The organism is Blastococcus atacamensis (genome assembly GCF_002938425.1).
GTDB lineage: Bacteria > Actinomycetota > Actinomycetes > Mycobacteriales > Geodermatophilaceae > Blastococcus > Blastococcus atacamensis.
Genome location: NZ_POQU01000004.1, coordinates 23551 through 36938, shown reverse-complemented (window position 1 = coordinate 36938; position 13388 = coordinate 23551). Strand labels below are relative to the sequence as shown.

At 75.0% G+C, this 13388-nt stretch carries 15 protein-coding genes; 11 read left to right on the top strand and 4 right to left on the bottom strand.

Features of this window, described 5'->3' with window-relative positions; genetic code table 11:
- Window positions 1–124 precede the first annotated feature (124 nt).
- Window positions 125–1285 carry a cystathionine gamma-lyase gene (locus C5508_RS02060; RefSeq protein WP_104523129.1) on the top strand — a complete coding sequence of 387 codons (1161 nt, stop codon included), beginning with the start codon at window positions 125–127 and terminating at the stop codon, window positions 1283–1285.
- Here the strand turns inward: C5508_RS02060 and C5508_RS02055 are convergent.
- Window positions 1256–2026, bottom strand: a complete 771-nt coding sequence (locus C5508_RS02055) for a CDP-alcohol phosphatidyltransferase family protein (protein ID WP_104523127.1) — start codon at window positions 2024–2026, stop codon at window positions 1256–1258. The genes C5508_RS02060 and C5508_RS02055 overlap by 30 nt on opposite strands.
- A gap of 97 nt (window positions 2027–2123) precedes the next feature.
- Between C5508_RS02055 and C5508_RS02050 the strand changes: the two genes are divergently transcribed.
- Complete coding sequence (locus C5508_RS02050; RefSeq protein WP_104523125.1) at window positions 2124–3260, top strand: D-alanine--D-alanine ligase family protein; 1137 nt, start codon at window positions 2124–2126, stop codon at window positions 3258–3260.
- Window positions 3257–3928 carry a hypothetical protein gene (locus C5508_RS02045; RefSeq protein WP_104523123.1) on the top strand — a complete coding sequence of 224 codons (672 nt, stop codon included), beginning with the start codon at window positions 3257–3259 and terminating at the stop codon, window positions 3926–3928. Before C5508_RS02050 ends, C5508_RS02045 begins: the two co-directional genes overlap by 4 nt.
- Before the next feature lie 8 nt (window positions 3929–3936).
- Here the strand turns inward: C5508_RS02045 and C5508_RS02040 are convergent, their stop codons facing one another.
- Window positions 3937–4464 (bottom strand): DUF3515 domain-containing protein, encoded by a 528-nt coding sequence (locus C5508_RS02040; RefSeq protein WP_232796855.1) that lies wholly within the window; start codon window positions 4462–4464, stop codon window positions 3937–3939.
- Between the two features lie 65 nt (window positions 4465–4529).
- Complete coding sequence (locus C5508_RS02035; RefSeq protein ID WP_104523119.1) at window positions 4530–4763, bottom strand: Lrp/AsnC ligand binding domain-containing protein; 234 nt, start codon at window positions 4761–4763, stop codon at window positions 4530–4532.
- A gap of 92 nt (window positions 4764–4855) precedes the next feature.
- Between C5508_RS02035 and C5508_RS02030 the strand changes: the two genes are divergently transcribed.
- Genes C5508_RS02030 through C5508_RS02020 form a run of 3 tightly spaced genes read left to right on the top strand, consistent with a single transcriptional unit; the run spans window position 4856 to window position 7024 of the window.
- Window positions 4856–5896 (top strand): thiamine-phosphate kinase, encoded by a 1041-nt coding sequence (locus C5508_RS02030; RefSeq protein ID WP_104523117.1) that lies wholly within the window; start codon window positions 4856–4858, stop codon window positions 5894–5896.
- Window positions 5880–6410, top strand: a complete 531-nt coding sequence (locus C5508_RS02025) for a GNAT family N-acetyltransferase (RefSeq protein ID WP_104523115.1) — start codon at window positions 5880–5882, stop codon at window positions 6408–6410. Before C5508_RS02030 ends, C5508_RS02025 begins: the two co-directional genes overlap by 17 nt.
- Window positions 6398–7024, top strand: a complete 627-nt coding sequence (locus C5508_RS02020) for a cytidylate kinase-like family protein (RefSeq protein WP_104523113.1) — start codon at window positions 6398–6400, stop codon at window positions 7022–7024. The genes C5508_RS02025 and C5508_RS02020 overlap by 13 nt, the downstream gene beginning before the upstream one ends.
- A gap of 114 nt (window positions 7025–7138) precedes the next feature.
- On the opposite strand, the gene rpmB is transcribed toward C5508_RS02020, so the two are convergent.
- Window positions 7139–7330 carry a 50S ribosomal protein L28 gene (gene rpmB, locus C5508_RS02015; protein ID WP_104523111.1) on the bottom strand — a complete coding sequence of 64 codons (192 nt, stop codon included), beginning with the start codon at window positions 7328–7330 and terminating at the stop codon, window positions 7139–7141.
- A 186-nt stretch (window positions 7331–7516) separates the two neighbouring features.
- On the opposite strand from rpmB, the gene C5508_RS02010 reads away from it, so the two are divergent.
- The 5 genes from C5508_RS02010 to C5508_RS01990 all read left to right on the top strand — a co-directional run bounded on the left by C5508_RS02010 (window position 7517) and on the right by C5508_RS01990 (window position 13082).
- Complete coding sequence (locus C5508_RS02010) at window positions 7517–9112, top strand: DAK2 domain-containing protein (RefSeq protein WP_104523109.1); 1596 nt, start codon at window positions 7517–7519, stop codon at window positions 9110–9112.
- Window positions 9113–9114: 2 nt separating this feature from the next.
- The gene (gene recG / locus C5508_RS02005; protein ID WP_104523107.1) at window positions 9115–11310 is read left to right on the top strand and encodes an ATP-dependent DNA helicase RecG; all 2196 of its coding nucleotides are present in this window, start codon (window positions 9115–9117) and stop codon (window positions 11308–11310) included.
- A gap of 61 nt (window positions 11311–11371) precedes the next feature.
- Window positions 11372–11926: a 16S rRNA (guanine(966)-N(2))-methyltransferase RsmD gene (rsmD, locus tag C5508_RS02000; RefSeq protein ID WP_104523105.1), complete on the top strand. Its 555-nt coding sequence runs from the start codon at window positions 11372–11374 to the stop codon at window positions 11924–11926.
- Window positions 11923–12408: a pantetheine-phosphate adenylyltransferase gene (gene coaD / locus C5508_RS01995; protein ID WP_104523103.1), complete on the top strand. Its 486-nt coding sequence runs from the start codon at window positions 11923–11925 to the stop codon at window positions 12406–12408. The genes rsmD and coaD overlap by 4 nt, the downstream gene beginning before the upstream one ends.
- Entirely contained in the window at window positions 12405–13082 is a 678-nt protein-coding gene (locus C5508_RS01990; protein ID WP_104523101.1) for a hypothetical protein, read from the top strand. The genes coaD and C5508_RS01990 overlap by 4 nt, the downstream gene beginning before the upstream one ends.
- The last annotated feature ends 306 nt before the right edge of the window (window positions 13083–13388 follow it).

The window sequence follows — 13388 nt, the reverse complement described above, 5'->3', positions numbered from 1 at the left end:
CGAGGCGGCCGCCGACAGGGAGGGAGCATCGCAGCGAGGAACGAGCGAGGAGCGGACCGACCGCGGAGGCGGACTGAACTCCGGAGCGAGGAGCGGAGCGCCCCGCGGGAGCGAACGGAGTGCAGTGAGCGAGCAGACGGCGGTCAGCGGGGACCTGGGCGGGTACGGCGACGGCACCCGGTCGGTGCGCGCGGGGGAGGGCTCCGCCGTCCCCGGGGCGCCGCTGCGGCCCTCGCCGGTGTTCGCCGCTCCCTTCCACCTGGGCGACCAGCCGCCGCGGGTGAACGGCGCCGACGCCTACGCGCGCACCGAGCACCCGACGCTGCGGGTGTTCGAGGACGCCGTCGGCGAGCTCGACGGCGGACGCTGCCTGTCCTTCGCGACCGGGATGGCCGCCCTGACCGCCGCCGTCCTGGCCTGTGCCCGCAGCGGCGACCGGATCGTCCTGCCCTCGGACGGGTACTACGCCACCCGCATGCTCGCCGCGGAGGAGCTGACCCGCTTCGGCGTCGACGTGCAGTACGTGTCGACGCCGGAGATCGAGCGGTTCGCCGCCGAGGGTGGGCTGGCGGGTGTCTCGATGGTGCTGTTGGAGACCCCCAGCAACCCGCAGCTCGACGTCTGCGACATCGCCGCCGTGGCCACCGCCGCGCACGCGGCCGGCGCACTGGTCGCCGTGGACAACACCACCGCCACGCCGCTGGGGCAGCGGCCGCTGGCCCTGGGTGCCGACCTCACCGTGGGCAGCGACACCAAGGCGTTGACCGGGCACAGCGACGTCCTGCTGGGGCACGTCACGGTGACCGACGCCGGCCTGCACGCACGGCTGAAGGGCTTCCGGGACCGCACCGGTGCCACCCCCGGCCCGTTCGAGGCGTGGCTCGGGCACCGGTCGATGAGCACCCTGGACCTGCGGCTGGCCCGCCAGGCGGCCAACGCGGCCGCCGTGGTGGAGCTGCTCGACGGGCACCCGGCAGTGGCGAACCTGCGCTGGCCGTGGCGTCCGGGCGATCCGTCGTCCGCGCTGGCGTCGGTGCAGATGCTGCGGCCCAACGGCGTGGTGTCGCTGGAGCTGGCCGACGAGGCCGCCGTCTCGCGGCTGCTCGGCGCGAGCCGGCTCTGGGCCGCGGCCACGAGCTTCGGCGGCGTGCACAGCACGATCGACCGGCGGGCGCAGTGGGGCGGGGACGACGTGCCGGCCGGTTTCGTCCGCCTGTCCTGCGGCATCGAGGACACCGCCGACCTGGTGGCGGACCTAGCCGGCGCTCTCGACGCGCTCGGCTGACACGGGCTCGCGCCGGCTGCCGACGACGGTCAGCCAGATGCTCACGCCGAAGTAGTAGACGAGGTAGGCCAGGCTCAGCACGACGACTCCCGGGTGCGGGTCGGGGTACTGGACGAGCAGCACCCCCGAGCTGACCAGCCAGACCGCGGCCAGCCCCAGGTTGACGCTGCGCAGCAGCTTCGTGCGCGAGGGGTAGACGTACTTGACCGGCACGAAGACCAGCACGGTGAGGACGGCGAGCGCGATGCCCACGCCGGTGGTGCCGATGTCGAGCACGATCGCGTAGAAGGCGACGACGTTCCAGTAGCTCGGGAAGCCGAGGAAGTAGTGGTCGTCGGTCTTCGCGTCGACGCGGCAGAACTGGTAGCAGGAGGCCAGCAGCGGGAGCGCCGCCAGCACCCAGCCCCAGGCGCCGGGCGGGAGCCGGTCGGTCGTCCAGAGGAGGACCACGGCGGCGAAGACGTAGGTGATGTAGTCGACGATGTCGTCCATCCGGGCGCCGTCGAACCACGGGATCGTCTCCTTGACCCGCAGGCGCCGGGCCAGCATCCCGTCGGTGCCGTCGACGAACAGGGTCGCCAGCACCAGCCACAGGGCGGTGACGACGTCGCCGTCGATCGCCGCGAGCACGATCAACAGGGCCAGCACCGAGCCGCTGGCGGTGTAGAGGTGCACGGCGGCACCGGCCAGCCGGAAGCCGCGGGTGAACGTCTCCGCCGGGGGAGCTGCCTGGTCCTGCACGCGACGAGGTTGTCACACGCGGGCGGACCGGGCACGGACGCCGGGACGTCGACGTCGCCGCGAGGGGCGGGCGGGGCTCTCGGTTAGGGTCGCGGGGATGAGCGGACAGGCTGGCAAGGTGCGTGTGGCGGTCGTGTTCGGCGGACGCAGCGAGGAGCACGCGATCTCGTGCGTGTCCGGCGGCGCCGTGATGGCCGCGCTGGACCCCGAGCGCTACGAGGTGACCCCGGTCGGCATCGCGCGGGACGGGCGCTGGGTGCTGCCCGACCCGGGTCAGCGGCTCACGATCACCGACGGCGCGCTGCCCGAGGTCACCGGGGGGACCGCGGTCTCCCTCGTCGGTGACCCGGAGGCGCGCGGCCTGGCCGTGCTCGAGCCCGGCGCCGCCGTGGGGAAGGTGCTCACCGAGGTCGACGTCGTCTTCCCGGTGCTGCACGGCACCTTCGGTGAGGACGGCACCGTCCAGGGGCTGCTGGAGATGACCGGGCTGCCCTACGTGGGCTCTGGGGTGTTCTCCAGCGCCGCGTCCATGGACAAGGAGTTCACCAAGAAGCTGCTGGCCGCGGCCGGGCTGCCGCAGGGCGACCACGTGGTGCTGCGCGACCCCGCCGGCGCCGTCTGCGCCGATCCCGAGGTCCTCGACGAGGCGGCCCGCGAACGGCTCGGGCTGCCGGTCTTCGTCAAGCCCGCGCGAGCCGGGTCCAGCATCGGCATCACCCGGGTCACCGACTGGTCGCAGTTCCCGGCCGCGGTCGCCGAGGCCGCCGCCGTCGACCCCAAGGTCATCGTCGAGGCCGCCATCCCCGGTCGGGAGATCGAGTGCGGCGTGCTGGCCGCGCGGGGGTCCGGGCTGCCCGAGGCCAGCCTCCCGGCGGAGATCCGGCTGCGCCCGGGGGTCGACTGGTACGACTTCGCCGCCAAGTACCTCGACGACGCGGCCGACTTCGACATCCCGGCCGATCTCACCCCCGCGCAGACGGCCGCCGTGCAGGAGGCGGCCCGCCGGGCGTACCTGGCGATGGACTGCCAGGGCCTGGCCCGGGTGGACTTCTTCCTGGCCGAGGGGCCCGACGGCGAGGACCGGCTGGTCATCAACGAGGTCAACACCATGCCGGGGTTCACCCCGATCTCCATGTTCGCCCGCATGTGGGCGGCCAGCGGCGTGGAGTTCGCGGAGATCGTCGACCGGCTGGTCGCCGGCGCCCTCGCCGGCGCCTCCCGGCCGGCGCGGTGACGAAGGGGCGACCCGCCGCCCGCACGCGGCTCGCCCTCGCCCTGCTGCCCGCCGTCGTCGCCGCGGGGCTGACCCTGGCCGGCTGCGGCCGGGCGGTCGACGGCCGACCCACGGCGGTCCAGCCGTCGGACCGGCCCGCCTCCCCGCGAGAGCTCGAGCCGCTCCTGGTCACCGAGGTGCCCTCGGGCCTGCCGCGGTTGCCCGACGACGAGGTGCAGCCGCCGGCCGGTGCCAAGCAGCTGGAGGACGTCGCCGGGTACTCCACCGATCCGGCACGGGAGCGCACCGTGCTGGAGGACTACGGCTACCGGCACGGCTGGGAGCGCTTCTGGGGTCACGGCAGTGGGCCCATGACCGGCATCTTCGTGGACCAGTTCACGCGCCGGGCCGGAGCCGGCGCGTACGCCGAGGACCTCGCGGTCAACAAGGCCGAGCTCTACCGGGGCACGCTGAGCGAGGACCCGCCCGACCTGCCGCCCAACTGCCGGGAGCTGGTCGTCCGGGAGCCCGTCCCTGACGCGGGGCTCACCGAGCCGGCCGCGTTCGCCTGGTGCTGGCACGGCGTCTTCAGCGTCGCGGTGACCGCCGTCGGGCCGACCGTGGACGAGGCGCTCGTCGAGGTGTCCGCCGTGATGGACCGGCAGCTCGCGCTGTTGCCGCCGGCATGACCGAGGGCTCAGGGCCCGGGCGTGGGCTCCTGGTAGGGCAGCGCCTCGGCCAGCGGGACGGTCAGCGCCGTGACCGGGGCGCTGTCCACCCCGGAGGGCAGCCGGACCTCGACGTACACCGGGCGGTCCACGGCCGTCCACACGGTGCTGTCCGGATCGGCGGTGTCGACGTACCACTGCACGCCGTTGATCTGGATCGCGGCGGCGCTCACCGTCCAGCCTGCGGGACGCTCCACCCCGCAGGTCAGCACCACCGGCGGCTCGCCCCACGCGTACACGTACGGGCTGTCGGACTGCACCCGGCGGGACACCTCCCCGGCCAGCTCCAGGGGCAGCGTCCCCATGACCGCCGGACAGTGCTCCTCGGCCGCCGGCGTGACCGGGGGAACCTCGAGCGGCAGCACCGGCAGCTCCTCGCGGGCGCCCGGCTCGACGCCCTCGACCTGCGCCGGACCGGAGCGGCCGGCGCGCGGATCGTCCGGCGAGGTCCCGTCGTCGGCGCCGAGCACCTGCACGAGCACCACGAGCGCGATCACCACCGGGACGGCGATCGCCGTCGTCAGCAGAGCGGCCCGCCGCAGCGGGTCCGGCGCCTGACCGGTCAGATGTTCACGACCGGGCAGGTGAGCGTGCGGGTGATCCCGTCGACGGACTGCACGCGGGCGACGACGAGCCGGCCGAGGTCGTCGACGGTGTCGGCCTCGGCGCGCACGATCACGTCGTACGGGCCGGTCACGTCCTCGGCCTTCGTGACGCCGTCGATCTCGCTGATCGTCGTGGCGACCTGGGCGGCCTTGCCGACTTCGGTCTGGATGAGGATGTAGGCGTGGACCACGGGAGATCCTTCCTCCGGCAACAAGGCCGAGACGTCGTCCCCGCCGGCTGGCGGACTCGTCGGCAACCTACCGCAGCAGCAGGAGTGCACCGATGAGTCGGCCCCGACCGCTCGTACCTCGCAGTGATCCGTCCGACAGCGTCCGCGTCGTCGGGGAGTTCGGCGTGATCGCCCGGGTGCTCGCCCGCGCGGGCACCGCCGCGGCCGCCGAGGTCGGCCCGGGCGACGACGCCGCGGTGGTGCGGGCCGCCGACGGACGCGTCGTCGTCACCACCGACGTGCTGGTCGAGGGCCGGCACTTCCGGCGGGACTGGTCGAGTGCGGAGGACGTCGGCCACAAGGCGGCCGCCGCCAACCTCGCCGACGTCGCCGCCATGGGGGCGACGACGACGGCGCTCGTGGTCGGCCTGGCCTGCCCGCCGGACACGCCGACGAGCTGGTTGGAGGGTGTCGCGGCGGGCCTGGCCGCGGAGTGCGCGCCGATGGGTGCCGCGGTCGTCGGCGGGGACACGGTCTCCGCGGCCCCGGACAGCACGGGCGTCGTCCTGTCGGTGACCGCGCTGGGCGACCTGGGCGGCCGGGCGCCCGTGCGCCGCTCCGGTGCCCGGGCGGGGCAGGTGGTGGCGCTGGCCGGGCGGCTGGGCTGGTCGGCGGCCGGACTGGCGGTGCTGCGCCGGGGTTTCACCAGCCCGCACTCGGTGGTGGCCGCGCACCGGCGGCCCGGCCCGCCCTACGCCGCCGGCCCGGCGGCCGCCGACGCCCGGGCCAGCGCCATGTGCGACGTCAGCGACGGGTTGGTGGCCGACGCGGGCCACCTGGCCCGGGACAGCGGGGTGGTGATCGACCTGGACAGCGCGGCTCTGCGGCAGGCATGCCTGGAGCCCGTCGGCCCTCTGCAGCAGGTGGGCTCGGCGCTGGGGGTCGACCCCATGGCGTGGGTGCTCAGCGGGGGAGAGGACCACGCGCTGCTGGCCACCTTCCCGCCGAACGCCGTCCTGCCCTACGGGTGGTCGGTGGTCGGCTCCGTCCGCGCCCCCGGCCGGGAGCCCGGGGTCCGGGTCGACGGTCGGGCGGCCGCGGAGGCCCTGCAGGCCGTCGGAGCGGAGAGGGCCGGGCATGTCCACTTCGGGTGAGCGGGTCCTGCGCGACGGGTCCACGGCCCGACTGCGGCCGTTGCCCTACGACGACCCGCTGGCCCAGCGGCTCGTCGAGGAGGTGCAGCAGGAGTACGTCGCCCGCTACGGCGGACGCGACGCCGCTCCGGTCGACCCGGGCGAGTTCCTGCCGCCGGAAGGGCTCTTCCTCGTCGCCGAGGTGGACGGTGAGCCCGCGGGGTGCGGGGCGTGGCGCGCCTACCCGCCGGGCGGCGTCGAGATCAAGCGCCTGTACGTCGCGCAGGGCTTCCGGCGACGTGGCCTGGCCCAGGTGCTGATGGCCGAGCTCGAGTCCACGGCGGCCCGTGCCGGTCACCGGTCCGTGGTGCTCAACACCGGCGCGAAGCAGCCCGAGGCCGTCGCGCTCTACGGCGAGCTCGGGTACGTCCCCGTGCCCGGGTACGGCGTGTACGCCTGCTCGCCGGATGCGGTCTTCCTGGGCAAGGATCTGCCTGAACCGGCCGACCAGGAGGAGCAGGCATGGGTGTCGTGACCGTCTCGGCCCCGTACGGCGCCGCCGGTGCCGAGATCGCCCCGGCCGTCGCCGAGCAGCTCGGGCTGACCTTCCACGACCGGGCGATCCCCGGCCGGGTGGCCGGCCGGCTGGGCGTTCCGGTGTCGGAGGCGGAGGCGAACGACGAGAACGTCGTGCGGGGGCTGTGGCGGCTCGTCGCCTCGCTCGGCACCATGCCCGACCCCGTGGGCGCCCTCGTGCCCGGAGCGGTGCCGCCGGACGCCCGGGCCTACCGGGACCAGACCGAACGGGTGCTCACCGAGATCGCCGAGGGTGACGGCGGGGTGGTCCTGGGCAGGGCCGCGGCGCTGGTGCTGGCGGACCGCCCCGACACCTTGCACGTGCGGCTCGACGGACCGCGCGAGCGGCGGCTGGCGGCGGCGGCGGAACGGTCGGGTCTCTCGCGCGAGGAGGTGGCCCGCGAGATGGCGGCGGCCGACCGCGGGCGCGAGGCCTACGTGCGGCACTTCTACCGCCGCGATCCGGCCGACGCCCGGCTCTACCACCTGGTGGTCGACACCACCGCGCTGCCGCTGGACACTGCCGTGGAGCTGGTCGTCACGGCCGCGCGGGCGCGGGGCATCGGGCGCTGAACGCGTTGAGCCCCGGAGGTCGGTGACCTCCGGGGCTCAACGTGACGTGATGGGACGGCCGCCCTCCAGGATCCCGCGCCGAACGTGCGAGACGTGGGGGAAGGGCGGTCCTTCTTATGCGCGGACGACCTTGCCGGCGCGGATGCACGAGGTGCACGCGTTGATCCGACGACGGTTCCCGGGGGCGATCAGCGCCCGCACGGACTGGATGTTCGGGTTCCAACGGCGCGGCGTGCGGCGGTGCGAGTGCGACACCGACATACCGAAACCGGGGCCCTTGCCACACACATCGCAGTTGGCAGCCACGGTTGATCACTCCCAGAAGAATCGTTCACAGACGGCGGGGCAAGGCAGCACCCGCATCAAGACCGTCCAGCAGTCTAACCGCTCGGGCGCGACGATGTCGCAGCGCCCTCCGGTCGCGCCTCGATCAGGCGGCTCCACCCCTGATGATGCCAGGTCCTGTCGGCCCGGGTGGGTAGCCTTCCCCCCGTGCTGCAGGCGCTGGACGACGCGGCGGTCGGTCAGTGGTGCCGGGCCGCGGTCGAGGCGCTGTCCGGCTCCAGGAGCCGGCTCGACGAGCTGAACGTCTTCCCGGTGCCCGACGGCGACACCGGCACCAACCTCCTGCACACCGCCGAGGGCGCCCTGGCGGCCCTGGACGCGGCGGCTCCGGCGGAGCCGGTCTGGACCGTGGTGGCCCGCGGGGCCGTCCTGGCCGCGCGGGGGAACTCGGGCACGATCCTCGCCCAGCTGCTGCGCGGCCTCGGTGACCAGCTGGCCGCCCAGCCCCCGGCCGAGGGCCCCGCCTTCGCCGACGCGCTGCAGAAGGCGGCCGACGGCGCGTACGCCGCCGTCGCCGATCCCGAGGAGGGCACCTTCCTCACCGTGGCCCGGGCCGGCGGTGAGGCCGCCGTCGCCGCGGCCGGCGAGGGCCGCGCCACCCTGGCCGACGTGGTCACGGCCGCGGCCGACGGCGCGCGTGCCGCCCTGGAGCGCACTCCGGGGCAGCTCGCGGTCCTGCGCGAGGCCGGCGTCGTCGACGCCGGTGGCGCGGGGCTGTGCCTGGTGCTCGACGCGCTCGTCCGCACGGTGACCGGGACCGAGCCGGTCCGCCCGGCGCTGGCGCTGCCCAACCACCACCACCGGCACGAGCACGCCCCGCACCAGCCGCCGCCAGGTCCGGGCAGCGAGGTCCAGTACCTGCTCGCCGACACCGACGAGGCCGCGGTGGAACGGCTGCAGCAGCGACTGGCCGAGCTCGGCGACAGCCTCGTCGTGGTGGGCGTCGACACCCCTACCGGCCGCGAGTGGAACGTGCACGTGCACGTCTCCGACGTCGGCGCCGCCATCGAGGCCGGCGTCGAGGCCGGCCGGCCGCACCGCATCTCGGTGAGCCCCCTGGCGCCGGTCCGTCCGCCGGAGCCGGCGCCGGGCCTGCGTGTCGTCGTCGCGGTCGTGCACAGCGACGGGGTGGCCGCCCTGTTCGCCGCCGAGGGCGTCCGGGTCGTCGTCTGCGACGAGGGAGGGGTCACCGAGGACGACATCCACGAGGCGATCGCCGCCTCGGGCGCGGAGGAGGTGGCGGTCCTGCCCAACGACCCCGCCCTCCTCCCGGTCGCCTCCCGGGCCGCCACCCGGGCCCGGGAGGAGGGACGGGAGGTCGGCGTCGTCCCCACCCGGTCGCCGGTGCAGGGGCTCGCCGCGGTGGCGGTCGCCGATCCGGAGCGGCGCTTCGGCGACGACGTCATCGCCATGGCCGAGGCCGCGGCCGCCACCCGCTGGGCGGAGGTCACCGTCGCCGACCAGGAGGCGCTCACCTCGGCGGGCCGGTGCCAGCCGGGCGACGCGCTGGGCTCGGCCGAGGGCGACGTCGTCGTGATCGGGCCGGACCTGGCGTCGGTCGCCTGCGACCTGCTCGACCGGCTGCTCTCGGCCGGCGGCGAGATGGCCACCCTGCTCGTCGGACCCGACGAGGAGCTCGGCGCCACGGTGTGCGCGCACCTCTCGTCGACGCACCCCACGGTCGAGGTGGTCCGCTACGGCGGTGGCCCGAGTTCGCTGCCGCTGCAGATCGGGGTGGAGTGACCGTGGCGGTCACCCTCGAGACCCCGCTGGCGAAGGTGCTCGGACCCAAGACCGCCACCGGCATGGCCGACTCGCTCGGCCTGCACACCGTCCGCCACCTGCTCCGGCACTACCCGCGCCGCTACGCCCGCCGTGGCGAGATGGCCCGGCTCGACGACCTGCAGGCCGGCGACCGGGTCACCGTCCTGGCCCAGGTGAGGACGGTGAGCAGTCGGCCCATGCGCCAGCGCCGGGGCACGATCACCGAGGTCACCGTCGGCGACGGCGCCAGCACCATGAAGCTGGTCTTCTTCACCCGCCAGCACGCGCGCCTGGCGCCCGGTGCCTGGGGCATGTTCGCCGGCACGGTCGGCACGTACCAGGGCAAGCTGCAGTTCACCCACCCCGACATGCACCTGCTCAGCGGCGAGGACGCCGACGACGACGACTGGGCTCGCGAGCTGGTGCCCATCTACCCGGCGAGCAAGGACGTCTCCAGCTGGGTGATCCAGAAGTCGGTGAAGCTGCTGCTCGGGGGCTCCGGCAACCTGGGCGACCTGGTCACCGACCCGCTGCCGGAGGAGATCCGCACCCGGCACGGGCTGCTCTCGCTGCCGGCCGCGCTGCTCGACATCCACCGGCCGACCACCTCCGAGGACGTCGCCCGCGCCGGACGCCGGCTGAAGTGGGACGAGGCGCTCACCCTCCAGCTCACCCTCGCCGCGCGCCGCCGGGCGGCCGCCCTGGAACCCGGCACCGCCCGGCCGCGCAAGGCCGGCGGCCTGCTGGACGCCGTCGACGCGGCCCTGCCGTTCGAGCTCACCGAGGGGCAGCAGGAGGTGGGGGAGGAGCTGGCCGCCGAGCTGGACCGCGACCAGCCGATGCACCGGCTGCTGCAGGGCGAGGTCGGCTCGGGCAAGACCGTCGTCGCGCTGCGTGCGATGGCCCAGGTGGTGGACGCCGGGGGCCAGGCCGCGCTGCTCGCGCCCACCGAGGTGCTCGCCGCCCAGCACGTCCGCGGCATCCGGGCGCTGCTCGGACCGCTCGGCCGGGCCGGGGAGATCGACGGCGACCCCGCCGGCACCCGGGTGACCCTGCTCACCGGCTCGCTGAAGGCCGCCGCCCGCCGGGAGGCCCGGGCCGAGGTGGCCGAGGGGCGCGCCGGCATCGTCGTCGGCACGCACGCCCTGCTGCAGGAGGGCGTCGACTTCGCCGACCTGGGCCTGGTCGTCGTCGACGAGCAGCACCGGTTCGGGGTGGAGCAGCGCGATGCCCTCCGGGCGAAGGGCAACCGGCCACCGCACGTGCTGGTCATGACCGCGACCCCCATCCCGCGGACGGTGGCCATGACCGTCTACGGCGATCTCGAGATCTCGACGCTGCGCCAGCTGCCCAGCGGCCGCGGGGGGGTCTCCAGCTCCGTCGTCCCGGTCACGGAGAAGCCGGGCTGGCTGGACCGCGCCTGGGAGCGGCTGCGCGAGGAGGTCGCCGCCGGCCGGCAGGCCTACGTGGTCTGCCCCCGCATCGGCGACGTGCCCGGCGCCGACGACGCCCCCGAGGACGCCGACGGCGCCCCGCCGGAGGAGGAGGGCCGCAGCGACCGCCGGCCGCCGCTGGCGGTGCTCGACGTCGCCGAGGCGCTGCGCGCCGGCCCGCTGGCCGGGCTGCGGCTCGACGTCCTGCACGGGCGGATGACCCCCGAGGAGAAGGACGGCGTCATGCGCGCCTTCGCCGCGGGGGAGACCCAGGTCCTGGTGGCCACCACGGTCGTCGAGGTCGGCGTCGACGTCCCCAACGCCACCGTCATGGTCGTGATGGACGCCGACCGCTTCGGCGTCAGCCAGCTGCACCAGCTGCGCGGCCGGGTCGCCCGGGGCAAGCACGCGGGCCTGTGCCTGCTGGTCACCGAGGCCCCCTCGGCCTCGCCGACCGGCGAGCGCCTGGCCTCGGTCGCCGCCACCTCCGACGGCTTCGAGCTCGCCCGGCTGGACCTGGAGACCCGGCGGGAGGGGGATGTCCTCGGCGCCGCACAGTCGGGCAAGCGCTCGGGGATCAGGATGCTGTCCCTGCTCGAGGACGAGGACCTCATCGCCGAGGCCCGCACCGAGGCCACCGCCCTGCTGTCCAGTGACCGCGGGCTGGCCGACCACCCGGGGCTGGCCCAGGAGGTGGCCGCGCTGGCGAGCGACGAGCGCGCCGAGTGGTTGGAGAAGGCATGAAGGACCCCCTGCCCCCCGCGACCCGCAGGCTCGCCGCGGAACCCTGCAGGGGCCCGCAGGCGTGACGAGACTCATCGCCGGCGTGGCCGGGGGGCGGCGGCTCAAGGTCCCCCCCACCGGGGTGCGGCCCACCGGCGACAAGGCTCGCGGCGCCCTGTTCAACTCGCTGGCCTCCCTGGTCGACCTCGAGGGCGCCGCGGTGCTCGACCTCTACGCCGGCTCCGGCGCCCTCGGGCTGGAGGCGCTCTCCCGCGGCGCGGCCGACGTCGTCCTCGTGGAGTCCGGGCCCCGGGTGCTGCCGGTGCTGCGGGAGAACGTCGCCGCCGTCGGCCTGCCCGGCGCGCGGGTGATCGCCGGCTCGGTGCCGACCGTGGTCGCGGGGGCGGCGCCCCGGGAGTTCGACGTGGTCCTTGCCGATCCGCCCTACGACGTGCCCGTGGACGACGTGCTGACCGTGCTGCGCGCCCTCGTCTCCGGGAGCTGGCTGGCCCCCGGCGGCGTGGTGGTGGTGGAGCGGTCCAGCCGCGAACAGCCGTGGGAGTGGCCGACACCCCTGGAAGGGCTGCGCGACCGGCGCTACGGCGAGGCCGTGCTCCGGTACGGTCGGCGACCGTGAGACGCGCCGTCTGCCCAGGTTCCTTCGACCCGGTGACCAACGGGCACGTCGACGTCATCAACCGGGCCGCCGCGCTCTACGACGAACTGGTCGTGGCCGTGCTGGTCAACCCGGGCAAGGCGGGGCTGTTCCCGGTCGAGGAGCGCATGGAGCTGCTGCGCGAGGCCGTCGCCGACCTGCCCAACGTCACCGTCGACAGCTTCCAGGGGCTGCTGGTCGACTACTGCCGGGCCCAGGACATCCCGGTGATCGTCAAGGGCCTGCGGGCGGTGAGCGACTTCGAGTACGAGCTGCAGATGGCGCAGATGAACCGTGAGCTGGCCGCGATCGAGACGCTGTTCGTGCCCACGGCGCCGCAGGTGGGCCACCTGTCCTCCAGCCTGGTGAAGCAGATCGCCACCTTCGGCGGCGACGTCTCGACGCTGGTGCCCAAGGCAGTCCACGACCGGCTGGCCGAGCACGCCCGGCGGTCGTCCCGATGACCCGTCCCTCGCGCAAGCAGAACACCGAGGTCGTCTACCGCCTCTACGAGACCGTCGACGAGCTCACCCAGGTCATCGAGAACGCTCGCAGCGTGCCGATGTCGGGGTCCTGCATGGTGCCCCGCGATCTGGTCCTCGACCTGCTGGACGACCTGCGGGAGTCGCTGCCGGAGGATGTCCAGGCCGCCGGCGCGATCGTCGAGCAGCGGACCGAGATCCTGCAGCAGGCGCAGGCCGAGGCGGAACGGCTCACCGGTCGCACCCGGACCGAGAGCGAGCAGCTGCTCGGCCAGGCGCGCCGCCAGCGGGACGAGATCCTGGGCACCGCCCGTCGCCAGCGCGACGACCTGCTCACCCGCACGCAGGAGGAAGCGGAGCAGATCATCGTCGAGGCGGAGGCCGAGGCCGAGGTGCTGCTGGCCGAGGGGCGGCAGCTGCGGGCGCAGATGCTGGCCGAGGCACAGGCCGAGCACGAGCGGCTGATCGGCGAGACCGAGGTCTACCGCACCGCCGTCGACCGCGCCGACGAACTGGGCGCCCAGTCGCACGCCGACGCCGCCCGGATGCGGGCGGAGGTCGACGAGTACGTCGACACCCGGCTGGCCGAGTTCGGGACGACGCTGGAGCGGATGCTCCGCTCGGTCGAGAAGGCGCGCAGCACCCTCCGCGAGTAGGAGGACCTCGTCCCTCTCACCGCTCGCGGGCTCGCGGCGAGCCCCGGACGAGGCCGCGTGGTGGAGGCCACCCCTCGCCACGGCGACCGTCGACGACGATCGGGTAGTCTTGATCCCTGGTCCGACTGCCACGGGTTCCTCCCGGGCCGGCCTCCTCCTTCCCGCTCACGACCGCGAGTACTGACATGTCTGCCGTTCAGCCGCACCGCACCGGCGCTCCGTCCTCCAGGCCAACGGCCTCCCAGGACCGGCGTCCCGCTGCCAACCCCTGGAAGCTCGACCTCCGGGAGCTCGGCCGGCGTGCGG